The 23567-nt window shown below is 70.2% G+C and carries 22 protein-coding genes and 1 pseudogene; 11 read left to right on the forward strand and 12 right to left on the reverse strand.

The window, feature by feature from the left end:
• Window positions 1–54 precede the first annotated feature (54 nt).
• Window positions 55–573: a redox-sensitive transcriptional activator SoxR gene (gene soxR / locus OG734_RS38975; protein WP_330292120.1), complete on the forward strand. Its 519-nt coding sequence runs from the start codon at window positions 55–57 to the stop codon at window positions 571–573.
• Here the strand turns inward: soxR and OG734_RS38980 are convergent.
• Window positions 527–1594 carry an RNA ligase (ATP) gene (locus OG734_RS38980; RefSeq protein WP_330292121.1) on the reverse strand — a complete coding sequence of 356 codons (1068 nt, stop codon included), beginning with the start codon at window positions 1592–1594 and terminating at the stop codon, window positions 527–529. The genes soxR and OG734_RS38980 overlap by 47 nt on opposite strands.
• Before the next feature lie 169 nt (window positions 1595–1763).
• A pseudogene (locus OG734_RS38985) lies at window positions 1764–2136 on the reverse strand (metallophosphoesterase family protein); the annotation flags it as partial.
• 139 nt (window positions 2137–2275) lie between these two features.
• Here OG734_RS38985 and OG734_RS38990 point away from each other — a divergent pair.
• Window positions 2276–2716, forward strand: a complete 441-nt coding sequence (locus OG734_RS38990; protein WP_330292122.1) for a VOC family protein — start codon at window positions 2276–2278, stop codon at window positions 2714–2716.
• A 237-nt stretch (window positions 2717–2953) separates the two neighbouring features.
• On the opposite strand, the gene OG734_RS38995 is transcribed toward OG734_RS38990, so the two are convergent.
• Window positions 2954–3559 carry a hypothetical protein gene (locus OG734_RS38995; protein ID WP_330292123.1) on the reverse strand — a complete coding sequence of 202 codons (606 nt, stop codon included), beginning with the start codon at window positions 3557–3559 and terminating at the stop codon, window positions 2954–2956.
• A gap of 428 nt (window positions 3560–3987) precedes the next feature.
• Here OG734_RS38995 and OG734_RS39000 point away from each other — a divergent pair, with 428 nt between their 5' ends.
• Window positions 3988–6792, forward strand: coding sequence for a penicillin acylase family protein (locus tag OG734_RS39000; protein ID WP_330292124.1), 2805 nt, complete (start codon window positions 3988–3990; stop codon window positions 6790–6792).
• A 24-nt stretch (window positions 6793–6816) separates the two neighbouring features.
• Here OG734_RS39000 and OG734_RS39005 read toward each other — a convergent pair whose 3' ends face one another.
• Both OG734_RS39005 and OG734_RS39010 read right to left on the reverse strand, forming a co-directional pair.
• Entirely contained in the window at window positions 6817–8148 is a 1332-nt protein-coding gene (locus tag OG734_RS39005) for a serine-threonine protein kinase (RefSeq protein WP_330292125.1), read from the reverse strand.
• Between the two features lie 78 nt (window positions 8149–8226).
• Window positions 8227–9465, reverse strand: a complete 1239-nt coding sequence (locus OG734_RS39010) for an exo-beta-N-acetylmuramidase NamZ family protein (protein ID WP_330292126.1) — start codon at window positions 9463–9465, stop codon at window positions 8227–8229.
• 222 nt (window positions 9466–9687) lie between these two features.
• Between OG734_RS39010 and OG734_RS39015 the strand changes: the two genes are divergently transcribed.
• The 3 genes from OG734_RS39015 to OG734_RS39025 all read left to right on the forward strand — a co-directional run bounded on the left by OG734_RS39015 (window position 9688) and on the right by OG734_RS39025 (window position 12811).
• Window positions 9688–10452: an SDR family oxidoreductase gene (locus OG734_RS39015; RefSeq protein ID WP_330292127.1), complete on the forward strand. Its 765-nt coding sequence runs from the start codon at window positions 9688–9690 to the stop codon at window positions 10450–10452.
• Entirely contained in the window at window positions 10449–12152 is a 1704-nt protein-coding gene (locus OG734_RS39020; RefSeq protein WP_330292128.1) for a class I adenylate-forming enzyme family protein, read from the forward strand. Before OG734_RS39015 ends, OG734_RS39020 begins: the two co-directional genes overlap by 4 nt.
• A 65-nt stretch (window positions 12153–12217) precedes the next feature.
• Entirely contained in the window at window positions 12218–12811 is a 594-nt protein-coding gene (locus tag OG734_RS39025; RefSeq protein WP_307631202.1) for a TetR/AcrR family transcriptional regulator, read from the forward strand.
• Window positions 12812–12950: 139 nt separating this feature from the next.
• Here the strand turns inward: OG734_RS39025 and OG734_RS39030 are convergent, their stop codons facing one another.
• The 3 genes from OG734_RS39030 to OG734_RS39040 form a co-directional block, all read right to left on the reverse strand.
• Entirely contained in the window at window positions 12951–14165 is a 1215-nt protein-coding gene (locus OG734_RS39030) for an acyl-CoA dehydrogenase family protein (RefSeq protein ID WP_330292129.1), read from the reverse strand.
• A gap of 6 nt (window positions 14166–14171) precedes the next feature.
• On the reverse strand, window positions 14172–15215 hold the full coding sequence (locus OG734_RS39035; protein ID WP_330293949.1) for a phosphotransferase family protein: 1044 nt from the start codon (window positions 15213–15215) through the stop codon (window positions 14172–14174).
• Between the two features lie 160 nt (window positions 15216–15375).
• Entirely contained in the window at window positions 15376–15678 is a 303-nt protein-coding gene (locus OG734_RS39040) for a hypothetical protein (protein WP_330292130.1), read from the reverse strand.
• A gap of 159 nt (window positions 15679–15837) precedes the next feature.
• Between OG734_RS39040 and OG734_RS39045 the strand changes: the two genes are divergently transcribed.
• Window positions 15838–16788: an NADP-dependent oxidoreductase gene (locus tag OG734_RS39045; protein WP_330292131.1), complete on the forward strand. Its 951-nt coding sequence runs from the start codon at window positions 15838–15840 to the stop codon at window positions 16786–16788.
• A gap of 60 nt (window positions 16789–16848) precedes the next feature.
• Here the strand turns inward: OG734_RS39045 and OG734_RS39050 are convergent, their stop codons facing one another.
• The 4 genes from OG734_RS39050 to OG734_RS39065 are packed head-to-tail and all read right to left on the reverse strand — an operon-like array spanning window position 16849 to window position 19049.
• Entirely contained in the window at window positions 16849–17202 is a 354-nt protein-coding gene (locus tag OG734_RS39050) for a DUF202 domain-containing protein (protein WP_330292132.1), read from the reverse strand.
• On the reverse strand, window positions 17199–17591 hold the full coding sequence (locus tag OG734_RS39055; RefSeq protein WP_330292133.1) for a YidH family protein: 393 nt from the start codon (window positions 17589–17591) through the stop codon (window positions 17199–17201). The genes OG734_RS39050 and OG734_RS39055 overlap by 4 nt, the downstream gene beginning before the upstream one ends.
• Before the next feature lie 11 nt (window positions 17592–17602).
• Window positions 17603–18172, reverse strand: coding sequence for an NUDIX hydrolase (locus OG734_RS39060; RefSeq protein ID WP_443064996.1), 570 nt, complete (start codon window positions 18170–18172; stop codon window positions 17603–17605).
• Complete coding sequence (locus OG734_RS39065; RefSeq protein ID WP_330292135.1) at window positions 18129–19049, reverse strand: DMT family transporter; 921 nt, start codon at window positions 19047–19049, stop codon at window positions 18129–18131. Before OG734_RS39065 ends, OG734_RS39060 begins: the two co-directional genes overlap by 44 nt.
• 355 nt (window positions 19050–19404) lie before the next feature.
• On the opposite strand from OG734_RS39065, the gene OG734_RS39070 reads away from it, so the two are divergent.
• The 4 genes from OG734_RS39070 to OG734_RS39085 all read left to right on the forward strand — a co-directional run bounded on the left by OG734_RS39070 (window position 19405) and on the right by OG734_RS39085 (window position 23486).
• A complete protein-coding gene (locus tag OG734_RS39070; RefSeq protein WP_330292136.1) occupies window positions 19405–20355 on the forward strand; it encodes a hypothetical protein in 951 nt (316 codons plus the stop codon).
• A 73-nt stretch (window positions 20356–20428) separates the two neighbouring features.
• Complete coding sequence (locus OG734_RS39075; protein WP_330292137.1) at window positions 20429–21988, forward strand: APC family permease; 1560 nt, start codon at window positions 20429–20431, stop codon at window positions 21986–21988.
• Window positions 21989–22099: 111 nt separating this feature from the next.
• On the forward strand, window positions 22100–22876 hold the full coding sequence (locus OG734_RS39080) for a molybdopterin-dependent oxidoreductase (protein WP_330292138.1): 777 nt from the start codon (window positions 22100–22102) through the stop codon (window positions 22874–22876).
• On the forward strand, window positions 22860–23486 hold the full coding sequence (locus tag OG734_RS39085) for a cytochrome b/b6 domain-containing protein (protein WP_330292139.1): 627 nt from the start codon (window positions 22860–22862) through the stop codon (window positions 23484–23486). The genes OG734_RS39080 and OG734_RS39085 overlap by 17 nt, the downstream gene beginning before the upstream one ends.
• Window positions 23487–23567 lie beyond the last annotated feature (81 nt).

Consider the following 23567-nt stretch of genomic DNA (forward strand, 5'->3'; position numbering starts at 1 on the left):
GTGGACTCCATGTCAACGGACTGCGGTCCGTATCGGGTGGGTAGGGTTCGAGGGGTGCCCCAGATTCCCGAGAAGATCCACGAACTCACGGTCGGCCAGCTCGCGGCCCGCAGCGGCGCCGCCGTCTCCGCCCTGCACTTCTACGAGTCCAAGGGCCTCATCACCAGCCGCCGCACCTCGGGCAACCAGCGCCGCTACGGCCGTGACGCGCTGCGCCGGGTCGCCTTCGTCCGGGCCGCGCAGCGCGTCGGCATCCCGCTCGCCACGATCCGCGAAGCGCTCGCCGAACTCCCCGAGGAACGCACCCCCACCCGGGAGGACTGGTCCCGCCTCTCCGAGCACTGGCGCTCCGAACTCGACAAGCGCATCACGCAGTTGAACCGTCTTCGCGACCATCTCAGCGACTGCATCGGCTGCGGCTGCCTGTCCCTGCAGAGCTGCGTCCTGTCCAACCCGGACGACGTCTTCGGCGAACGCCAGGCAGGATCCCGGCTACTGGTGGAGAAGAGCGGCGGCGCCGGTCCGGCTACTCGTACTCCGTCCCGCCCTTCCGTGTCAGGTACGCCGGACTGACCGCCTTGGCGATCGCACGCCCACCGGTCACCGCGCTGTACCGCTCGACGGCCGGCCGGATCACCACGCCCTCCCGCAGATGCAGCCCCCGCCCGGACACCGTCTCGCGCCCGCTCGCGATCTCCAGGACCCGGTCGATGTCGTACGGACCCTCGTACAGCCTTGGTACGAGCGGCAGTCGGCCCTCCAGCAGCTCTGCCGCGTCCAGCCAGCGCACCTCCCCGTCGACCTCCACGGACACGTCGAACACGGCGTACCCGAGCGTCTCGCGCCACCCGTCCGCGCCGTACGTCAGATCCTGCACGCCCGCCCCGAAGACCTCGCCGAAGATGCCGACCCGGCGCGCCCCGAGCCGCTCGGCGAGGCGGGCGGCGGTCTCGGCGACGCCGTGGGCGGTCACCGCACGCCAGTACAGATTGCGCGGATCCTCTTTCAGGGCAAGGGACTTGGCGCCGAACCCCTTCGAGGAGACCTGGACGCGCCCCTCGTCCGCGAGATAGGTCAGCAGGCAGGCCGAGCCGTGCAGCTTCTCGGTGAGGACGACCGGCTCGCCCGGCGTGAAGATGCCGGGGTAGCGCTGGATGTTCTCGATGTCGACCCAGCTCAGAAGGTCGGGCGCGGACTCGACGTCGCCGTTCATGGTGGGCGGGATCGGCGGCACCCATTTGACGATGCCCAGCAGCTCCGCGAAGTCGGTGCCGTCGGCCACGGCCTGCGCCAGATCGACGCCGTCGAGTGCGCGGGGCCGGCACACGATGCCCTGCGAGAGCTCACCGCGCAGCCGTACCGCCTTGACCCGGTCCGACCTGCTCCCCGCCAGCCGCCCGGTCAGGCCCAGCTCCTCGACGAGTTCGCCCGGCAGGACGGACTGCTCCGGGATGTACACGGCCGCGTCGCCGGTCCGGTACGAGCCCTTGGCGACGACCGCGCGATACAGGCCCACCTGGGCCAGTTCGAGTGCGTCGGCGTTCGGATGGTCATGGACGGTCAGGACTTCGGCGGTTACGCGCAGCGTCGACATGGGTGGCTCCTTGGGCGGTTCGTGGTGTCGCTCAGGTGGGTTTCATTGCCGCCAACTCTCCCTGTGGGAAAGGGGTGGAGCCACGGATTTTCTTGCTGGTATGCGGGGTTGCGGGTTTTCCGCGGTAGTCGGTGTTCGGCTGCCCGCTGTCGTGGATGGGGAGCGGGTGTCACGGGCTGTGGTCGCGTCCGTCCCGTGGGGCGAAGGCCGCGAGGGCGTCGGTGTCGGTCGCGCGAGCGTGCAGGAAGTAGTCGGCCCATTCGGTGATGTCGGGGTAGGACGACTCCTGGCCGAGTTGGGCGGCTGCGGCCCGGAGGTCGAAGTGCGTGGTGCGGAGTTCGATGCCCGGGCCCAGGAGGGCCCAGTGTGCTCCGGTCCGTCCGTAGGGCATGCCGACGCTGCCGGGGTTGATCACGAGCCGGCCGTGGGCGAGGCGGACGAACGGCATGTGGGTGTGGCCGCAGACCACGGTGCGGATGTCGGCATCGAGTCCGCTGAAGACTTTCCTTCCAGCGGTCGAGGCGGGAGTCGACCAGGGTCATCCTGAATACGCAGGTGCTGAGGCGCGGTCCAGATTTTTTGGAGTCAGGTGGTCCGAGGATGTCGAGAACGTGCCGCCGGCTCCGTCCCAGGGACATCAGCGGCCACCACCGGCCGCACGAGGAAGAAGGAGAATCGAGCATGGCGATTCAGCGGATGGACAACATCGGCATCGTCGTCGAGGACTTGGATGCCGCCGTCGCGTTCTTCGTGGAACTCGGTATGGAGCTGGAGGGCAGGGCAGAGGTCGAGGGTCTCGTCGCCGACCAGTGCACCGGCCTCGACGGCGTCCGCTGTGACATCGCGATGGTCCGGACCCCGGACGGTCACAGCCGGCTCGAGCTGGCGAGGTACCGCAGCCCCGAGGCGCTCAGCGCCGGGCCGCGCAACCGGCCGCACAACATTCTGGGCACGCACCGCGTCATGTTCGCCGTCGACGACATCGAGGACACCGTTGCCCGCCTGCGCCCCCATGGCGCCGAACTCGTCGGCGAGATCGCCCGGTTCGAGGACAGCTATCTGCTCTGCTACCTCCGCGGTCCGGAGGGCATCATCGTCGGACTGGCCGAGCAACTGCGCTGAGCCTGGCCTTCCTCGCCAAGGACGGAACCCCGCGCAGCGTACCGATCGGCCTCACCTGGAACGGGTCGCGCATCGGCATGATTACGACGATCGGTAACAGCGCGCCGTGCGCGGCGCCGCGGGGCTCGTTGAGACACACCTGCGTGATGCCTCGATGGTGCCATCCACGACTGACAACAGGCGTCGGTCATCCGGTTCAGTTGGGGGTGCGGCATCCCCGGCGCACCCCCGTCGTGCTCAGGCCGACGCAAGCAGCAGCCGTCCGCGCCTGGATTCCGCCAGGGCCTCGGGGGTCAGTACGGGCCGCGGCACCACGATGCCGCACTCCGTGCAGACGGGACCCGACGACGGCTCATGGGCCAGGTCGTACTTCCAGGTGAGGCGCTCCCCGTCGCACACCGGGCACACCGAGCCCGGTTCGCGCTCCAGGGCGGCGATCAGCCGTCGCAGCACCTCGGCCAGCGGTTCGTGGGGGTGCACCCCCGGATCGTCGCACCAGGCCACCCCGAACCCACCCCAGGTCAGCCGATGCCAGTCGTCCACACTTCCGGGCCGGCGCAGCCCGTCGAACTTCTCCTTCTTGCGGCGCTTCGCGAACTCCACCTCGTAGGCCTGCCAGACCGAGCGCGCTTCCTCCAGCTCGTCCAGTGCGGCCACGAGCCGCGCTGGATCGGGGGACCGGTCCTCCGGTCCGAACCCGGCCCGGGAGCACAGGTGGTCCCAGGTCGCCCTGTGCCCGTAAGGGGCGAATCGCTCAAGGCACTTACGGAGCGAGTACCGCCGCAGAGCCAGGTCGCTCCGCGGGTCCCGCACCTGTCTCGCCAGACTCCGGAAACCGGCCATCGCCTTGCACCTCCGTCACATCTGCACCTGTACTTCGGTCACTTCGGCGTCGTCGAACGGACGTCGCCGAATAGACGTATCGACAAGCGATTCGGCTCCATCTGTTTTCCGATGACGGCCATAAGCCGTTCGCCGGGCCCCCTTGGGACCGACGTCAACGGCTCTAAGCCGTCCGCCGGACCACCCTCCACGGTTACCTCCCGAAACTGTCGGTCGTCTGTGCAACACCTGTTGAGCACGGCGCCGGACCGCGTGTGCTTCCAGCGCTTCGAAGTGCCCCCGCACTTCTCCCCGCACTCCTCCAACGCATTTGCTGTGCCACGTTGTTCAAAAGTGACGCATGTTCATCTTCAATCGCGGGGATACCGGCGGTAACCTCTGGCCCACTCCGTTCGGAGTGGCCCACCCCCCGGTCCGGAGGAGCTGCCATGTCACGGCGCACCCCAGGCAACACTGCCGATAGAACCTTCGACAGACTGAGAACTCCCCGCGGACTCTTCGGGTTCCTGAAGACCGCAGCCGTATGCACGCTCATTGCCGGTCTTTTGTCGCCGCTTTCCCCGATCTCCCCGGCGACCGAGGCCCACGCCGCCACGGCCAACGACTACTGCGGAGCCCAGTGTTCCGACATCCTGCCGCCCGGCCAGAACGGCAACGCCACCCTCGCCCAGATCCTGCTCAACCAGGCCTTCGGTTCCCAGCCCGAACACGCCGAAGACCAGCTCGGGCCCTATGCCAACCTGGCCACGGGCTACTCCGGCCTCACCAATGCCACCATCAACAACTTCTTCAACGACGCCTCGTTCGGGGTCGCCGCCGACCAGGTCGCCTCCACCCTCGCCCCGGCCGGCCGCACCGACGTGACGATCGTCCGCGACAAGAAGACGGGTGTGCCGCACATCACAGGCACCACCCGCTACGGCACCGAGTTCGGCGCCGGCTACGCCGCCGCCCAGGACCGCCTCTGGCTGATGGACGTCTTCCGGCACGTCGGACGTGGACAGCTCACGCCCTTCGCGGGCGGCGACCCCTCCAACCAGGGCCTTGAACAGGAGTTCTGGCGCCACGCCCCGTACACCGAGGCCGACCTCCAGGCCCAGATAGACAACGCGGTCGCCACCAACGGCGCCCGCGGCCAGCAGGCGCTCGCCGACGTCAACGCCTATGTCGCCGGCATCAACGCCTACATCGACGCCTCCGACAGTGCCCGCACCTTCCCCGGCGAGTACGTCCTGACCGGCTGGAAGGACTCCGTCACCAACGCGGGCACCATCCAGAAGTTCAAGACCACCGACCTGGTCGCGCTGGCCTCCGTGATCGGCGCGCTCTTCGGCTCCGGCGGCGGCGGAGAGGTCAACAACGCGATCTCGCTGATGGCCGCCCAGTCCCAGTACGGCGTCGTCCAGGGCACCAAGGTCTGGGAGGCGTTCCGCGAGCGCAACGACCCCGAGGCCGCACTCACCGTCCACAACGGCGAGAGCTTCCCGTACGCGACCGCCCCCGCCAACCCGCAGGGCGAGGCCCTGCCCGACGCCGGCACGGTCGCCGAGGAACCGCTGGTGTACGACCGTACGGGCAGCGCCGCCACCGCGACCGCGGCCACCGCTTCCACCACGGCTACGGCCACCGCCCTCACCTCCGCCAAGCGCGGGATGTCCAACGCCCTGGTGGTGAGCGGCGCCAAGACCGCCAGCGGCCACCCGGTCGCCGTCTTCGGCCCGCAGACGGGCTACTTCGCCCCCCAGCTGCTCATGCTCCAGGAGATCCAGGGCCCGGGACTCAGCGCGCGCGGCGCCTCCTTCGCGGGGCTGAGCATGTACGTCGAGCTCGGCCGCGGCCAGGACTACGCGTGGAGCGCGACGACCTCCGGGCAGGACATCATCGACTCGTACGCGGTCGAGCTGTGCCAGGACGACGTCCACTACCTCTACCACGGCACCTGCACCGCGATGGAGAAGATCGAACAGACCAACGCCTGGAAGCCGACCACGGCCGACGGCACGGCCGCCGGCTCCTACCGGATGCAGGTCTACCGCACCAAGTACGGCCCGGTGAGCCATCGGGCGACGGTCGGCGGCAAGACGGTCGCCTACACCAACCTGCGCTCCTCCTACATGCACGAGGCCGACTCGATCATCGGCTTCCAGATGCTCAACGACCCGGACTACGTGAAGAGCCCGGCGACCTTCCAGGCCGCCGTGCAGCACATCAACTACACCTTCAACTGGTTCTACGCAGACTCCACGCACACCGCGTACTACAACAGCGGCGACAACCCGGTACGCGCGAGCGGCGTCGACGCCGAGTTCCCGGTCTGGGCGCAGTCGGCGTACGAGTGGCGGAACTGGAACCCGACGACGAACACCGCCGACTACACGCCGGCCTCCGCCCACCCCAACTCGATCGACCAGGACTACTACATCTCCTGGAACAACAAACAGGCCAAGGACTACACCAGCGCCTCATGGGGCGACGGTTCCGTCCACCGCGGCAACCTCCTGGAGGACCGGGTCAAGAAACTCGTCACGGCGGGCGGAGTGACCCGGGCACAGTTGGTGAAGGCGATGGCCGACGCCGCGCTCGCCGATCTACGGGCCGAGGACGTGCTGCCGAAGCTGCTGCGGGTCGTCAACAGCTCGACGGTCACCGACTCCACGGCCGCGGCGGCCGTCAGCAAGCTGTCCGCCTGGGTGACGGCGGGCGCCAAGCGCACGGAGACCTCCGCGGGCTCGAAGGCGTACGCCAACGCCGACGCGATCCGCATCCTCGACGCCTGGTGGCCACTGCTGGTGCAGGCCGAGTTCCAACCGGGCCTCGGCACCGACCTCTACACCGCCATCACCACCAACCTCCCCGTCGACGAGGCCCCCTCGGCCGCACACGGACCGACCGGCGCGCACGCGGGAAGCTCCTTCCAGTACGGCTGGTGGAGCTACGTCGACAAGGACATCCGGGCGGTTCTCGGTGACCCGGTGCAGGGCGGGCTGACGCAGAAGTACTGCGGCGGCGGCACGCTCAGCGGCTGCAGGGACATCCTGATCAGCACCCTGAAGACCGCGGCGGGCAAGACGGCCGCCCAGGTCTACCCCGGTGACACCCTCTGCGCCGCGGGCAACCAGTGGTGCGCCGACTCGATCGTCCAGCGCACCCTGGGAGGCATCAAGCACTACAACATCAGCTGGCAGAACCGGCCGACCTACCAGCAGGTCGTCGAGTTCACGTCCCACCGGTAACAAACCGGGCAGTGCGGCGGCGGGTCAGTGGATACGGCCCGCCGCCAGCACCACCTGCGCCAACTCGGAGTGACAGATGTCGCTGTGGGCTCCCGCCGGGGCCCCACCGTTCCTGACCACCGCCGCCGCGTCGACGTTCACACACCCGCTCACCGGCAGCTTCGCCGGCCGGAGAGCTTCTGCGAGCGTCAACTTGACGGTGCCCGGCACGGCTTGGACACCGTCGTGGCCCAGCGCGCCCCACTTGGGGCCCAGCGCCTTCACGGCGAGGACCCCCTGACTGTCGCCCGCCATGCGCGACGCCAGCGGGTAGAACGTGCCGAGCGCCCCGTCGTACTGGGAGTAGCAGCACACCAGGGGACCGTCGATACGGTTCTGCCGCCCCTTCAACGCACCCCCGGCACGGGCGTCGTGCGGCAGCGTGTCCGCGAACGCGTAGTGCGAGAAGGCCCCTTGGAGCAACGTCACCGACTTCACCGTGCGCACCCCTTTGGGCAGCCCGCGCAGTGCGAACGACACGAGCCGCGCGCCGAAGCTGTGCCCGGCGAGATGCACCCGCACCCCGGGCGCCGCTTCGGCGAGCCGCCCGAGCACCGGCCCGAGTCCCCGATCGCCGACGGTTCCGGCCCGCCGCTTCATCGCGTAGTACGTGGCCTGCCGCAGCAGCTCCTGCGCACCCTTCCACGGATTGGGCAGCGCGAACTCGGCGACAGCGCCCGGGGATTCAGGCCCGGCCAGGGCCAGGGCGAACTGCTCGCAGACCGCCGCCGTGCTCCCCGCGAACATCTCGGGGTCGCCGTCCGACTCGCCGTCCGTGCGGACGAGGTCCGCCGCGAACTCCGTCTGGGGTGCCTCCGGCGGCACCTCGACGAGCAACCGCACCAGCCCCCCGAACTCCTCCAAGGCCGCTTCGTCGTCCGGCTGTTGGTCCAGTAGCCGGGCGATCTGCTCGACGACAGTGGCCCGCCCCGGGAAGGTTTGCAGGAGCGCGTGCCGGGTGGCCTTGTCGAGCCCGGGACCCACGGCCGCCTCGGGCAGGGCAGCGGTGGCGGTCAGGGACCGCTCGAAGTCGGGGATCGGCTCGTCCGTGAAGCGCATCGACGGCCACACCACGCCCACGTAGCCGATTCTGGCGGTCGCGGGCGCGAGCGCGGGGATCGTCGAGAAGAATCTGCTGTAGAGCCCGGTCGCCATGGACCGGTCGTTGTTCCAGCCGTGCGCGAAGACGATGAGGTCACGCACCTTACGAGGGCCCACCTCCGCGAGCAGCCGGTCGCGCCTGCGCTCGTCGGTGTCGCCGTCCGCGTCGAACGTCAGCTCCCAGTAGGGAGAAACACTCATTTCCACTTCCGCCATGACAAACCCCGTGCCCCGTAATGTCGTGATGTGGGGCGTATCGTCCTGCTAACGGATGGAGTTGGCCATACGCCGCGCTCACTTGTAGACGAGGTACTTCTTCCGCATGCGCCGGAACCCCGCCAGCTCCTCCTGCCAGCCCGCCACGACCTCATCGGTGTCGGCGCCCGCGTCGATCATCGTGCGCACCAGAGTGGAGCCGGTCAGCTTGTCGATCCAGTTGTCGGAGCGCCAGGCGAAACCGCTCCAGACCTTCTTGGCGGTCACCAGCAACGCGACTCCGGTACGCACCGGGTCGTAGGCCGCCCGGTCGTGCACATGGATCTGTACGCCCCCGATGGTCTTCCCCTGGAACTTGGAGAAGGTCGGCGCGAAGTACGCCTCGCGGAAGTGCACACCGGGCAACCCGAGTTGCTCCACCGCGGCGGCCCACCGCCGGTCGATCCCCTCGGCGCCGAGCAGTTCGAAAGGCCGGGTCGTACCGCGCCCCTCCGACAGGTTCGTCCCCTCGAAGAGACACGTCCCTGAATACACCAGCGCGGTGTCGGGCGTCGGCATGTTCGGGCTCGGCGGTACCCAGGGCAGCCCCGACGCGTCGTAGAACTCCGACCGCTTCCACCCCGACATCAGTACGGCGTCCAGCTTCACCGGCGCGGCCAGGAACTCCTCGTTGAACAGCCGCGCCAGCTCCGCCACCGTCATCCCGTGCGCCTGGGAGATCGGCTGCCGCCCGACGAACGTCGCGAACTCCCTGTGCAGCACGGGCCCTTGGGCGGCCCGCCCGGTCACCGGGTTCGGCCGGTCCAGCACGAGGAAGGACTTGCCCGCCAACTGGGCCGCCTCCATGCAGTCGTACAGCGTCCAGATGTAGGTGTAGAAGCGGGCGCCCACGTCCTGGATGTCGAAGACGACGGTGTCGACGCCGGAGGCGGTGAAGATGTCGGCGAGCGGCCGGCCGCTCTTGAGGTACGTGTCGTAGACGGGGAGCCCGGTCGCCGGGTCGTCGTAGCGGCCCTCGGAACCGCCGGCCTGCGCGGTGCCCCTGAATCCGTGCTCGGGGCCGAAGACGGCGGTCAGATTCACCCGGTCGTCCGTGTGCATGACGTCGACGATGTGGCGTACGTCCCTGGTGACGCCGGTGGGGTTGGTGACGAGGCCGACCTTTCTGCCGGTGAGGGGGGCGTAGTTTTTGGCGGCGAGGTTCTCGAAGCCGGTGCGGAGTTGTTTTGGGCGGTGTTGGGTGGGGGCTGCGGCTGTGCATGCCGGCAGGGAGGATGCGGTGGCTGCTGCTAGTAGGCCGCGTCTGGACAGGGGCATGGGGGTTCCCTCCGTAAGGCGGTATGGGTGGTAGTGGCACCGTATGTGCTACCGCCTGTCGTTCGTAGGGTGCGTGGCTCGTTGTGGCTTGTCGCGCCCCGCGGCGGAGCCGCAGATGGATACAGCCCCGCGCCCCCGGGTGGGTGAAGTCACCCTTCCCTGCAACATACCGACTGGTTAGTCTGGTCGAGCGTTGTGGCCGTGTCGCGTCAAAGGAGACCGATGGTGGGAGTCGTACAAGGTGCCGGAGTGGTCGTGACCGGGGCCGGAGGTGGGATCGGGGCTGCCCTGGCGCGGCGGTTCGCCGCCGAAGGGGCCCGGGTCGTCGTCAATGACCTGGACGCCGACAAGGCGGGAGCCATCGCCGAGGAGATAGGCGGCATCGCGGTGCCCGGTGACGCCTCCGCCATCGTCGCCGAAGCCCGGGCCGCCCTCGGTGGAACCGTGGACGTCTACTGCGCCAACGCCGGGCTTGCCTCGGGTGGGTCCGAGGCGGCCGAGGAGGACGTCTGGGCGCTCGCCTGGGACGTGAACGTGATGGCGCACGTCCGGGCGGCCCATGAGCTGCTGCCGGAGTGGCTGGAGCGGGGCAGCGGGCGTTTCGTGTCCACCGTGTCGGCCGCCGGGCTGCTCACCATGATCGGCGCGGCGCCCTACAGCGTGACCAAGCACGGTGCCTACGCCTTCGCGGAGTGGCTGTCGCTGACGTACCGCCACCGCGGGCTCAAGGTGCACGCCATCTGCCCGCAGGGCGTGCGTACGGACATGCTGGCCGGGACCGGAAGCGCGGGCGACCTGGTGCTCGCGCCGACCGCGATCGAGCCCGAGGCGGTCGCTCAGGCGCTGTTCAAGGGGATCGAGGAGGACCGGTTCCTGATCCTGCCGCACCCCGAGGTCGCCGACTACTACCGGGCGCGGGCCGCCGATCCCGACCACTGGCTGACGAACATGAACCACATCCAGCAGAAGTGGGAGGCCACTGGATGACCGACTCCGACCTCGCATCGCGCCCCGGCTCCGGATCCGGCTCCCGGTACGGTGCACAGCCCTGGCTGAGCCTCCTCGACGACGTCCAGCGCGGGCCCATCAGCCCCGACGACTCACTCGTCCACGCGCTCCGCCGGACCGCCGCCGAGGTCCCGGACCGCAACTTCCTCGCCTACTTCGACGGGCGGCTCAGCCACGGTGAGGTCGACGAGCTGAGCGACTCCGTCGCCGGGTATCTCGTCACCCGGGGGCTGGAACGCGGCGACCGGGTCGCCGTCCTGCTCCAGAACTCGCCGCTCTTCGTGCTCGCCGTGCTGGGGGCCTGGAAGGCGGGCGCGACCGTCGTGCCCGTCAACCCGATGTACAAGTCGGGGGAGGTCACGCACGTCCTGCGGGACGGTGACGTGGCCGCGCTGATCTGCTCCGACCGGGCCTGGGAGTCGTACCTGAGGGAGACGGCCGCGGACTCCCCGGTGCGGATCGTGCTCACGGGCTGCGAGCTGGACTTCCAGACCCGCGGTGACGCGCGCGTGCTCGCGTTCGAGCGGCTGCCGCAGGCACCGGACGCCGAGGACCTGACGGCCGTCGCCCGATACGGGCACAAGGCGCCCGAGGGCCGTGCTCCCCGCCCCGCCGACATCGCGTTGATCAGCTACACCTCCGGCACCAGCGGCACCCCCAAGGGGGCCACCAACACCCACGGCAACATCATGTACAACGCGGAACGGCAGCGGACCGGCCTCCCGCTGCCCGAGGCACCCGTCTACTTCGCGATGGCGCCCCTGTTCCACATCACCGGCATGGTCTGTCAGCTCGGCGCGAGCCTGAACAGCGCGGGCACACTCGTCCTCGCCTACCGCTTCGAGCCGGGCGTGGTGCTGGACGCGTTCGCCGAGCACCGTCCCCACTACACGGTCGGCCCGTCGACGGCCTTCATGGCGCTGGCCGCGAACCCGGACTGCACCCCCGACCACTTCTCCTCCTTCCGGCACATCTCCTCCGGCGGCGCCCCGCTGCCGCCCGCCCTCGTGGAGAAGTTCCGCGCCGGATTCGGCCCGTACATCCGCAACGGCTACGGCCTCACCGAGTGCACCGCCCCCTGCGCCTCCGTACCGCCCGCCCGGGAGGCCCCCGTCGACCCGGCCTCCGGCACCCTCGCCGTGGGCGTGCCGGGCCCCGACACCGTCGTGCGTGTCGTCGACGAACAGGGCGCCGAGGTTCCCTTCGGGGAGCAGGGCGAGATCCTCGTTCGGGGACCGCAGGTCGTTCCCGGCTACTGGCGGCTTCCGGAGGCCACCGCGGAGACCTTCCCGGACGGGGAGCTGCGGACCGGCGACATCGGGTTCATGGACGCCGAGGGGTGGCTCTACGTCGTCGACCGGAAGAAGGACATGATCAACGCGTCCGGCTTCAAGGTGTGGCCGCGTGAGGTCGAGGACGTCCTGTACACCCATCCGGCGGTACGCGAGGCAGCCGTCGTCGGGGTGCCCGACGAGTACCGCGGGGAGACTGTGAAGGCGTACATCAGCCTGCGGCCGGGCGCCGAGGGGGACCCGGACGCGCTCGCCGCCTACTGCAAGGAGAGACTGGCCGCCTACAAGTACCCGCGGCAGGTGGAGATCCTGGCCGACTTGCCGAAGACGGCGACCGGAAAGATCCTCCGTCGGGAACTGCGTACCCGGTCCGGGGACTCTCAGTAGGCATCCCGGTCGGCTGTCCGGGTTGTTCGGTTGTTCGTTGAACCTTTGGAAGGCTGGTGGCGGTAGTGCCCAGGACGACGGACGGCGACGGTACGCCCGTCCCGCAGCGGCTGCTGGCCGCCGCCACCCGACTCTTCGCGGATCAGGGGTACGACCGTACGTCCGTCCAGGAGATCGTCGAGGCGGCCGGGGTCACCAAGGGGGCGCTGTACCACTACTTCGGGTCCAAGGACGATCTGCTGCACGAGGTGTACGCGCGCGTGCTGCGCGTTCAGCAGGAGCGGCTGGACGCGTTCGCGAACGCGGACGCGCCGGTGGAGGAGCGGTTGAGGCGGGCGGCGGCGGATGTCGTCGTCACGACCATCGAGAACCTCGACGACGCGATGATCTTCTTCCGCTCGATGCACCATCTGAGCCCGGAGAAGAACAAGCAGGTGCGTGCGGAGCGGCGCCGTTACCACGAGCGGTTCAGGGCCCTGATCGAGGAGGGGCAGGAGACGGGTGTCTTCTCCCGGGCGACCTCGGCGGACCTGGTGGTCGACTACCACTTCGGTTCCATCCACCATCTGTCGACGTGGTACAGCCCGGAGGGCCCGCTGACCCCGACGGAGGTCGCGGAGCAGCTGGCGGACCTGCTGCTGCGCGCCCTGCGGCCCTGAAGGGGCCTTGTCCTCAAACGCCGGACGGGCTGAATATCAGCCCCTCCGGCGTTTGAGGAGCGGGGGTTCGGGGGCAGCGCCCCCGATGGGGGTCCCCCCTCTGGGGGAGGGACGGGTAGGGGCGGCGGGGGCGAAAGAACTACACGTACCGCTTCAGCTCCCGTCGAGCCAACGACCGCTGGTGCACCTCGTCCGGCCCGTCCGCCAGTTTCAGCGTCCTCGCACTCGCCCACAGCTCCGCCAGCGGGAAGTCCTGACTCACCCCACCCGCCCCGTGCAGCTGAATCGCCTTGTCGATGATGTCCACCACCGCACGCGGCGTAGCGATCTTGATCGCCTGGATCTCCGCGTGCGCCCCCTTGTTGCCCACCGTGTCCATCATCCACGCCGTCTTCAGCACCAGCAGCCGCAGCTGCTCCACCGTGACCCGCGCGTCCGCGATCCAGTTGTGGACCACGCCCTGCTGGGCCAGCGACTTGCCGAAGGCCGTGCGGGAGACGGCCCGGCGGCACATCAGCTCGATCGCCCGCTCCGCCATGCCGATCAGCCGCATGCAGTGGTGGATGCGGCCGGGACCGAGCCGCGCCTGCGCGATGGCGAAGCCGCTGCCCTCCTCGCCGATCAGGTTCGCCGCGGGCACCCGCGCCTCGTCGAAGACCACCTCTGCGTGACCGCCGTGGGAGTGGTCCTCGTAGCCGAACACCTGCATCGCCCGCTTGACCGTGACACCGGGCGTGTCCCGGGGGACCAGGATCATCGACTGCTGGCGGCGGATGTCGGCGCCGTCAGGGTCGGTCTTGCCCATCACGATGAAGATCCGGCAGTGCGGGTTCATCGCCCCGGAGATGTACCACTTGCGGCCCGAGATGACGTAGTCGTCGCCGTCCCGACGGATCCGCGTCTCGATGTTCGTCGCGTCGGACGAGGCCACCTCCGGCTCGGTCATCGCGAACGCCGAGCGGATCTCGCCCGCGAGCAGCGGCTCCAGCCACTGCTTCTTCTGCTGCTCGTCGCCGAACTGTGCCAGCACCTCCATGTTGCCGGTGTCCGGTGCCGCGCAGTTCAGCGCGGTCGGCGCCAAGTGCGGGGAGCGGCCGGTGATTTCGGCGAGGGGGGCGTACTGCAGGTTGGTGAGGCCGGCGCCGTGCCGGGCGTCGGGCAGGAAGAGGTTCCACAGGCCCTGGCTACGGGCCTCGGCCTTCAACTCCTCGACCACGGCCGGGGTGTCCCACGGCGAGGCCAGCCGCTCGCGCTGCTCGTGCTCGACCTGTTCGGCCGGATAGACGTACTCGTCCATGAAGGCGAGGAGCTTGGCGCGCAGTTCCTCGGTGCGCGCGTCGAACGCGAAGTCCATGACGGATCAGCCTTCCTGGAGACCTGAGTGAAGTGTGGTCAGGCCGTGCTCGATGAAGACGGGGACCAGGTCCCCGATGCGGTCGAAGCCCGCGCCGACCGTCTGGCCCAGCGTGTAGCGGTAGTGGATGCCCTCAAGGATCACGGCCAGCTTGAACCAGGCGAACGCCGTGTACCAGGAGACGGCCGAGACGTCCCGCCCCGAGCGGGCCGCGTACCGCTCGATCAGCTCGGCCGGGGACGGGTGTCCGGCGGCCTCGGCGGTCGTGGAGACGGGGGAGGCGGGCGCGCCCAGCGGCATGCTGTACATCACCAGCAGGCCCAGGTCGGTGAGCGGGTCGCCGAGCGTCGACATCTCCCAGTCGAGGATCGCCCTGATCCTGTCGTCCTCGCCGATCAGGACGTTGTCCAGCCGGTAGTCGCCGTGCACGATCGCCGGGGCCGACGAGTGGGGAAGGGCGCGGCCGAGTGCTGCCTGCAGCTCGTCGATGCCGGTCAGCTCGCGGTTGCGGGAGGCGTCCAACTGCTTGCCCCAGCGCCGTAGTTGCCGGTCGAGGAAGCCCTCGGGGCGGCCGAAGTCGGCGAGGCCCACCTCGGCGGGGTCCACCGCGTGCAGCTCGACGAGCGTGTCCACCAGCGACAGCACCACGTCCCGGGTGCGCGCCGGGCCGATCGGGGCGAGCTGCTCGGCCGTACGGTACGGCGTGCCCGGCACGAACTCCATGACGTAGAACGGCGCTCCGGGCGCCGCCCCGTTCTCGGGGTTCTCGCACAGCAGCACGGGACGCGGGACCGGCACGGCCGTCGGATGCAGGGCGCTGATCACCCGGTGCTCGCGCCGCATGTCGTGCGCGGTGGCCAGGACATGGCCCAGTGGGGGCCGTCGTACGACCCACTGGGTGGTGCCGTCGGTGACCGCGTAGGTGAGGTTCGACCGGCCGCCCTCGATCAGCCGGCCGGTCAGGGGGCCGTGCACGAGTCCGGGGCGTTCGCCGTCGAGCAGGCCGCGCAGCCGGTCGAGATCGAGACCTGGCAGGTCGTCCGGGGGCATCATTGCTCCTACGCGTACGGAAACAGGACCTGCCTCATGATGCCGACCGGTCGGTATGTCGTCCAGTGGGTGAGCGAAAAGTGACCGGCGTCTCGCTTCCAGTGTGCGGAAGGAGACGCCGGTCGGGTAGGGCGGGGGTGGCGCCGGTGGCCGGAAGCGGTCAGTGGTCGTCCCAGTGGCCGTCGTGGGCGGCGTGCCGGTGGCTGTCGTGCAGATAGTCGACGTGGTCGCCGTGCAGGACGCTCGGGTGTCCGCAGCCGTCGCCGTGCACGTGGTCGTGGCCACCGTGGGACTCGTGGCCGCCGGGCTCGCACTCGTCCCAGTGGCCGCTGTGCGCGCGGTGCAGATGACCGTCGTGCGCGTAGTCGACGTGGTCGCCGTGCGGCACCTCGGTGTGGCCGCAGTCCGGGCCGTGGGTGTGCTCGTGGGTCGGGTGTTCCTGGTGAAGAGTAGGGGTGTTCATGAGGCTCGCCTTCGGGCATTCGCGGGTACGGAAGGGTGGAAGTGCGGGTGGTGACGTCGGACAGGCTGCCACGCAATCCGCCCATATCCGACTATTCGACTTGCGTGGCGTCCGCGCACGCCGGAGGGTCGGACATTAGGAAACCGGAGGACCAAACATATGAAGGCCATTACCTACAGCCGGTTCGGCGGTCCCGACGTCCTGGAGTACACGGAGGACGCCCCGGACCCCACAGTCGGGCCCGACTCCGTGCTGATCAAGGTGCGGGCGGCGTCGGTCAACCCGGTGGACTGGAAGTGCCGCGAGGGCCACCTCGCCGGCCTCCTGGACGCCGTCTTCCCGGTGACACCGGGCTGGGACGTCTCCGGGGTCGTGGTCCGCCCGGGTGTCTCCGTCTCCGAGTTCGCCGTGGGGGACGAGGTCATGGGTTACGTACGCGAGGACTTCCTCTCGCGCGGCACCTTCGCCGAGTACGTCGCCGCCCCGGTGCGCACCCTCGCCCGCAAGCCCCGCAACCTCTCCTTCGAGGAGGCGGCCGGGCTGCCGCTGGTCGGGCTCACCGCCTATCAGGTGCTCGCCAGGTCGCTCGGCGTCCGCACGGGCGAGACCGTCCTCGTGCACGCGGCGGCGGGCGGGGTCGGCTCCGTCGCCGTCCAGCTGGCCCGCCGCCATCTGGGCGCGGCGCACGTCATCGGCACGGCGAGCACACGCAACCACGACTTCGTGCGCGAACTGGGCGGCGACCCGGTGACGTACGGCGAGGGCATGGCCGACCGGGTGCGGAAACTGGCCCCGAAGGGCGTCGACGCGGTGTTCGACACCGTCGGCGGCGACACGTTGAGGGACTCCGTGGAGCTGCTGGCTCCCGGGGGCCGCCTGGTGTCGATCGCGGATCCGGACGTCGTCGGCCTCGGCGGTCGCTACTACTTCGTACGCCCCGACGCCGTGGACCTCGCGCACCTCTCCGACCTGGTCGAACAGCACGTGTTCTCGCTGCATGTGTCCGAGACGTTCCCCCTGGAACGCGCGGCGGAAGCACACAGGCTGAACGCCGAGGGCCGTACCAGGGGCAAGATCGTGGTGACGGTGGACTGGACCGAAGAGGCCTGACGCATCCGACCGACAGGCGGCAGCCTCTGACTTCAGAGGACGAGCGTCAGAGGACGAGCGTCAGAGGACGAGCGCCACCCCGCACACCGCCAGGGCGACCGTGCACAGGGTCGCCGCGGTGGCGTGCCGGGCGGCGAGCGGCGGTGGACCGTCGTCGCCCGTCGCCGAGAGCGTGCGGATACGTCGGTGGGCGACGGCCAGAAAGCACAGCCACAGCGCGCAGCACACCGCGCAGACGGTGATCCCGGCCGCCGACTGCCCGCCGTGCAGTGCGGTCTTCCCGGCGAGCACGGCGGCGACGGTGCTCGACAGCGTCGTACGCCGCCACGCCAGCCGGGTCCGCTCCGGTTGCAGCCCGGGATCCCGTGCCCCGGCCTCGCTCGCCCCTGCCTCGCGCGCCCCCGCGTCGCTCATCCGGTCCCCCGGACCAGCACGACGACCACCATGGCGACGGCGACCACGGCGACCGCGAGGCTCAGCAGCGCCGGGAAGCGGGACACCGGCAGGTCCTCGCCCCGCCGCATCGCCTGCTCGCACCGCACCCAGTGGTTGACGGCGCGCAGCGAGCACAGCACACCGGCCGCCAGCAGCGCGAGCGCCAGCCCCACGCGCCAGCCCCAGCGCAGGTCGGGCAGGAACTGGTCCACGGCGAAGCCGCCGCCGATCAGCGCCAGCGCGGTACGCAGCCAGGCCAGGAAAGTGCGCTCGTTGGCCAGGGAGAAGCGATAGTCGGGGGTGCGGCCCTCCTCGCCGATCCCCTGGGGGGCGAACCACAGGCGGACGTTCCGTGCGAAATCGATCACGTGTAGGAACCTTACGGGCTCTTCGGCGACCGGTACGCCCTGAGGTGCTCGTACGCCGCCAGGCCGTCCGGCACCCACTCCCATTCGCCCAGCCGCCGTTCCACCTCGTCCTCCGACAGGAACTCGTGCCAGGCGACCTCCTCCACCTGGGGGTGGACGGGCAGCTCGCAGCGGACCTCGTACACCGCCGACCACCAGCTCTGGCCGGCGCCGTTGTCGTACAGGAACTTGAAGAGGGGCTCGGGGCGGGGCAGACCCGTGACGCCGAGTTCCTCCTCGGCCTCCCTCAGGGCCGCGCCGTCGTACGACTCGCCCGCGCCCACGACTCCGCCGACGAACATGTCGTACAGGGAGGGAAAGACCAGCTTGGTGGGGGTGCGGCGGTGGACGAAGATCCGGCCCCGGGCGTCCCTGGCCTGGATGAAGACGCAGCGGTGGCGCAGACCGCGCGCGTACGCCTCGCCCCGTGGGGACTGGCCGATGACCTCGTCGTTCTCGTCGACGATGTCGAGGATCTCGGCAGCGGGATCAGCGGGATCAGCGGGAGTGCTCTCGTGGGAGTGAGTGCTCATGCCTGCCATCCAAGCCCATCGCCCGCTGCGCGCAGCCGCTCGGCATCGCCGGGTGGAGGCCCAGGAGGACGATGCCCATGACCACCGCCGCGAGGCCCGCCGCCTCCCACGCCAGCGCTCCGGTGTCGGTGCGCAGCCGGTCGCCGAGGAAGCCGACGCCGCAGATGATGCCGGCCAGGGGCTGGGCGGCCGTGAGGGCGGGGAGGGACATGCGCAGGGGGGCGGTTTCGAAGGCGCTCTGGACCAGGATCAGGCCGGCGAGACCGAGGAGCAGTACGCCGTACGGCTGCCAGCCGGTGAGCAGGTGGGTCAGGCCGCCCTCCGAGAAGCGCTGGCCGCTGACCCGCGTCAGGGCGTCCTGGACGCCGTAGAGGAGGCCTGCGGCCAGGGCCAGCAGCACCGGGGCGGCGCTGAGGCGGGAGCGTTTCGCGTACGTCGTGAGGAGCAGGGCGAGGCCCAGCATGGTGCCGATGATCAGCCAGTGGCGCCAGGGGTCCGGGACGGCCGTGCCCCCGCGCGGTTCGCCCGCCACGATGAACGCCGTCACCCCGCCCGCGAGGAGCAGGAGGCCGGTCCAGCCCTGACGGCCCAGCGGCTGCTTCGTCTGCTTGCGGGAGAGGGCGAGCGCGAAGAGCAGGTTCGTCGCGAGCAGGGGCTCCACCAGCGACACCTCGCCCTGGCTCAGCGCGATCGCGCCCAGCACCATGCCCGCCACCATCAGGCCGATGCCCCCGAGCCAGCGGGGCACCCGCATCAGGTCCAGGAGCAGGCGCGGGGAGAGGAAGTCGTTCAGGGGTGCCTGCCGGGCCGCGTTCTGCTGGAGGACGAAGCCGAGGCCCAGGCAGCACGCGGCGCTCACGGCGAGAGTCAGAACCAGAACGGACACGCGGCATACCTCGATGACGGGGCAGATTGTGGGGTGTGGTAGAGGCCGACTGTAGCCGCCCCCGGCCGGTCCCGCCCCGGGGATGTGACGGAATCGTGGAGTCGGCCGGGTCACGTCCGTGTCCCGGGCGGTGGCCGTGTCGCGACTTAACGTCATCTCTATGGAGTTGGTAGGGAGTGCCGGGGTCTGTCGCCCCGCAGGTCAACTGTCCTATACACCTGGGTAATTGACACGTGTCGCAACCATATTCGGCCTTGACGTGAAGCATTCGTGGAAGGTTTGCTGTCCGTGATCAACCGATGGCAGTCGATCGATCGCCGTCAGCTAACCGCGTCGTGTGAGGAAGTTCCCCGCGGTGTCTCCACCTCCACCACCCCTGGGCCGGGGCCGCAGGCGTGCCGCCCAGGCCTTCGACGCCGCGCTCGACGACACCGAACTCGTCGCCGCGCGCGCCGCGCTGGCCCAGGGGCGCTGGCAGGCCGTCCGCGCGCTCCTTGCCACCACCGGCGACGACTGGGACCGCCGGGGGCACCGGGTCACCGTCCTCGCCCTGGAGTCCGGCACCGCCGCCTGGGCCCGCGACTGGCTGCTGGCCGAACCGGAGTCCGCCGACGCCACGGTCCTGCTCGCCGCGGCCACCGTCCGGCGGGTCCTCGCCGGCAAGGACAAGCCGGTCCGGGCCCGCGACGCCTGCCACGCGGCTGCCGCACTCGCGCCCGCCGACCCCACGCCCTGGCTCGGGCTGCTCCAGCTGGAGCGGAACATGGGGGCCGAGGAGACCGTCGTGCAGCTCTTCGACGAGGTCCGGCACCGCTACCCGGACCACCACCACGCCCACCACCTGATGGTCGCGCGCCTCGCCGAACGCCGTACCGCCGCCGGGCAGGACCCGCTGCACGAGGTGTACGACTTCGCCAACTGGGCCGTCGAACAGGCCCCAGCCGACTCGCCCTTGGCGATCCTGCCGGTCGTCGCGCACGCCGAGCGCTACCGCGTCCTCGCCGCCGCCGGCCTGGAGTCCACCGACCCGGCGTCCTCCGGGCACTGGGTCGGGCGCCGGGCCCGCCAGGTGATGAAGGCCGCCTTCGACTGGTGGCTGGAATGGGAGCGCGACGACCATCCGCGCCGCCTGATCGACCTCAACTTCCTTGCCCACGCCAAGTTCTGCGAGGGCCGGGGCGCGGAGGCCGCCGCCCTGTTCCACCGGATCGGCCAGCACCAGACCCCGGACCCGTGGTCATACCCGGACCGCGACCCGCACACCGCCTTCCGTGCCGCCCGCGCCACCGCGCTCGGCACGGTGTAACGCCCCACGCAGCACCGGAAAGAACTCCGCACCACCGAAATTTCCGTACGCCCCCCGAAAGGACAACCCCGCGATGACGACGGGCAGTTCGAACACGAGCAGACCAGGCGCCGACAGCAACGGCGGCATCAGTACGTTCAAGGGGCAGGACCGCGCACTGCGCGCCGACCGCCTCGGCACCGGAGGGCTGCTGCTCTCCGTACTGGCCGCGACCGCGCCCCTCATGGTGGTCGCGGGTGTCATGCCCACCACATTCGCGGTGATGGGCATCGTCGGCCAGCCCCTCCTCTTCGTGGTCCTCGGCGTCGTCCTTGTCCTCTTCAGCGTCGGGTACGCCGAGATGAGCCGCCACGTCCACAACGCGGGCGCCTTCTACGCGTACATCTCGCGCGGCCTCGGCGGCACCGCCGGGGCGGGCGCCGCGCTGCTCGCGCTCGTCGCCTACAACGCCCTCCAGGTCGGCATCTACGGCATCTTCGGGTTCGAGGTGTCCGGGCTGTTCTCCACCTACCTGGACACCGAAGTCGCCTGGTGGATACCGGCGTTGCTGGCCGCGCTGGCCGTCGGCACCCTCGGCTGGCTGAAGATCGACGTCAACGCGCGCGTGCTCGGCGTGCTGATCGTCATCGAGGTCGCCCTCGTCTTCATCTTCGACATCGCCGCCGTCGCCGACCCGGCGAAGGAAGGGCTGTCGCTGCACGCCTTCAACCCGGACACGCTGACCGGCGCGGGCATCGGCACCGCCCTGTGCTTCTGCATCGCCGCCTTCACCGGTTTCGAACAGGCCCCCGTGTACGCCGAGGAGACGAGCCGGCCGCACGTCCTGGTCCCGCGCGTGATGTTCCTCGCCGTCAGTTTCGTCGCCGTCTTCTTCGCGATCAGCTCGTGGGCGTTCACCGTCGCCGCGGGTCCCTCCGCGATCGTCGGCGCTGCGCAGAAGGAGAGCGCCGGGCTGCTGTTCTCCCTCACCGAGTCCCGCCTCGGCGGCACCTTCACGGACGTCCTGCACGTCCTGTTCGTGACCGGCATGTTCGCGGCACTGCTCAGCTTCCACAACGTGGTCGCCCGGTACGCCTTCGCCATGGGCCGCGAGGGCCTGCTGCCCGCCACCTTCGGCCGCACCACCGGTGCGAGCGGCGCGCCCGGCACGGGTTCGCTCCTGCAGACCGCCGTGGCCGTGGTGGTCGTGGCCGCCTTCGCGGTCTCCGACGACGGACCGGTGGGCGACCCGACCACGCCCGTGCTGAAGCTGTTCACCTGGCTGGGCAACATCGGCGCCCTGGGCGTGATCGTGCTGATGGCGGCGGCGTCGCTCTCGGTCATCGTCTTCTTCGCCCGTCGCGGCGCCGCGGGCGCCCAGGCCTGGCGGCTGGCGACGTCCGCGCTGGCGGGCATCGCGCTGCTCGTCATCGCCTTCTACACGATCAAGGACTTCGACATCCTGGTCGGTACGGGCCCGGACTCCTCCCTCAACTGGCTGCTTCCCGGGATCATCGGCGCCGCCGTGGTCCTCGGCCTGGTCCAGGGCCTGGTCCTGCGGGCCCGCAAGCCCGAGGTGCACGCGCGGATCGGGCTCGGCAACGAGGCGTTCCAGCTGGAGAAGGCGGCCGAGTCGGTGGACTCGACCTCCTGAGCACCTTTTCCGGGGCCGCCGCCTGAGAAATGGGTGTGAAGCGGTTACGGAAGTCTGACGTGCACCCGCGATCGCTGGCTCGACAGGGGTCGCGGGTGTTCGAATGGATAGGTGAACTCCGAACGACCCGAAGAACCGGAAGAACCCGAAGGACGAGAAGAACGCGAAGGACGACCAGGACAGGACCGGGGTACGCCCATCGGTCGCCGGGTCCTCCTCGGCACCCTCGGGCTCGGCGCCCTCGGTGTGGTCGCCGCACCCGGTCTCCAGCGCGGGATGGAGTCCTTCCTGGCCGGCGCGGCGGAGAAGGACCCCACCGGACTGACCGGTCTCCTCCCGAACGGCGGCGGCTTCCGCTACTACTCGGTGACGTCCTCCGTCCCCCGCAAGGACGCGGAGAGCTACCGCCTGAAGATCGACGGTCTCGTGGACAGACCCGCCACCTACACCCTGGCCGACCTGCGCGCGATGCCCCAGACCAGGATGGTCAAGGACGTCCAGTGCGTCACCGGCTGGCGGGTGCCCGGCACGCCCTTCGAAGGGGTACGGCTGTCCCGGCTCCTGGACGCGGCGGGAGTGCGCTCCTCGGCCGGGGCGGTGCGCTTCACCTGCTTCGACGGCGCCTACTCCGAGAGCCTCACCCTCGACCAGGCCCGCCGCGCCGACGTTCTGGTCGCGCTGCGCATGCAGGACAAGAACCTGGGCCACAGCCACGGCGGCCCGGTCCGCCTCTACGTCGCCCCCATGTACTTCTACAAGTCCGCCAAGTGGCTCTCCGGCATCACGGTCACCGAGGACGTGCGCCCCGGCTACTGGGAGAACCGCGGCTATGACATCGACGCCTGGGTCGGCAAATCGAACGGACGCGACGATGAGCCTACGAGCTGACGCCCCGGCGCCCTCCACCGCCGAGGTACGCCGCTTCGGCCGCCCCCAGAAGTGGGTGCACCGGGCGACGGCCGCGCTGATGGGCGTGTGCGTGGTGACGGCGGCCTGTCTGTACATCCCCCAGTTCGCCGAACTGGTCGGCCGCCGGGAACTGGTGGTCCGCGTCCACGAGTGGGCGGGCCTCGCTCTTCCGGTGCCCGTCCTGGCCGGTCTGGCCTCCCGGGCCTTCCGCGCCGACCTCGGTTTCCTCAACCGCTTCGGCCCGCACGACCGGGTCTGGCTGCGCGCGGCCCTACGACGCGACAAGCGCCGCGTCTCCCGCCCGGCGGCCAAGTTCAACGCGGGCCAGAAGATCTACGCGGCCTGGATCGCGGGCGCCACCCTGGTCATGGTCGGCACGGGGCTGCTCATGTGGTTCACCCACCTCACCCCGCTGATGTGGCGCACCAGCGCGACCTTCGTCCACGACTGGCTTGCGCTCACCATCGGCATCGTCCTGGCCGGCCACATCGGCATGGCCCTCGGCGACCCGGAGGCCCGCCGGGGCCTGCGCACGGGCTCGGTGAGCAAGGAGTGGGCGGACCGCGAACATCCGCTGTGGCGCCCCTGAGCCGACACTCCGGTGCCGGGCGCCCCCGAAGGGGCGCGGGGCTGTGTCCGATTGCGGCTCCGCCGCGTGGGCGCGACCAGC

This window comes from Streptomyces sp. NBC_00576 (genome assembly GCF_036345175.1).
GTDB lineage: Bacteria > Actinomycetota > Actinomycetes > Streptomycetales > Streptomycetaceae > Streptomyces.

What these genes read in the sequence shown, in the direction of transcription:
- OG734_RS39075 (WP_330292137.1), top strand. Translation starts at nt 20,429, where the DNA reads ATGACGACGGGCAGTTCGAACACGAGCAGACCAGGCGCCGACAGCAAC.
- OG734_RS38990 (WP_330292122.1), top strand. Translation starts at nt 2,276, where the DNA reads ATGGCGATTCAGCGGATGGACAACATCGGCATCGTCGTCGAGGACTTG.
- OG734_RS39040 (WP_330292130.1), bottom strand. Translation starts at nt 15,678, where the DNA reads ATGAACACCCCTACTCTTCACCAGGAACACCCGACCCACGAGCACACC.
- OG734_RS39005 (WP_330292125.1), bottom strand. Translation starts at nt 8,148, where the DNA reads ATGGCGGAAGTGGAAATGAGTGTTTCTCCCTACTGGGAGCTGACGTTC.
- OG734_RS39000 (WP_330292124.1), top strand. Translation starts at nt 3,988, where the DNA reads ATGTCACGGCGCACCCCAGGCAACACTGCCGATAGAACCTTCGACAGA.
- OG734_RS39050 (WP_330292132.1), bottom strand. Translation starts at nt 17,202, where the DNA reads ATGAGCGACGCGGGGGCGCGCGAGGCAGGGGCGAGCGAGGCCGGGGCA.
- OG734_RS39045 (WP_330292131.1), top strand. Translation starts at nt 15,838, where the DNA reads ATGAAGGCCATTACCTACAGCCGGTTCGGCGGTCCCGACGTCCTGGAG.
- OG734_RS39020 (WP_330292128.1), top strand. Translation starts at nt 10,449, where the DNA reads ATGACCGACTCCGACCTCGCATCGCGCCCCGGCTCCGGATCCGGCTCC.
- OG734_RS39030 (WP_330292129.1), bottom strand. Translation starts at nt 14,165, where the DNA reads ATGGACTTCGCGTTCGACGCGCGCACCGAGGAACTGCGCGCCAAGCTC.
- OG734_RS38995 (WP_330292123.1), bottom strand. Translation starts at nt 3,559, where the DNA reads ATGGCCGGTTTCCGGAGTCTGGCGAGACAGGTGCGGGACCCGCGGAGC.
- OG734_RS38980 (WP_330292121.1), bottom strand. Translation starts at nt 1,594, where the DNA reads ATGTCGACGCTGCGCGTAACCGCCGAAGTCCTGACCGTCCATGACCAT.
- OG734_RS39035 (WP_330293949.1), bottom strand. Translation starts at nt 15,215, where the DNA reads ATGCCCCCGGACGACCTGCCAGGTCTCGATCTCGACCGGCTGCGCGGC.
- OG734_RS39015 (WP_330292127.1), top strand. Translation starts at nt 9,688, where the DNA reads ATGGTGGGAGTCGTACAAGGTGCCGGAGTGGTCGTGACCGGGGCCGGA.
- OG734_RS39060 (WP_443064996.1), bottom strand. Translation starts at nt 18,172, where the DNA reads ATGGCAGGCATGAGCACTCACTCCCACGAGAGCACTCCCGCTGATCCC.
- OG734_RS39085 (WP_330292139.1), top strand. Translation starts at nt 22,860, where the DNA reads ATGAGCCTACGAGCTGACGCCCCGGCGCCCTCCACCGCCGAGGTACGC.
- OG734_RS39010 (WP_330292126.1), bottom strand. Translation starts at nt 9,465, where the DNA reads ATGCCCCTGTCCAGACGCGGCCTACTAGCAGCAGCCACCGCATCCTCC.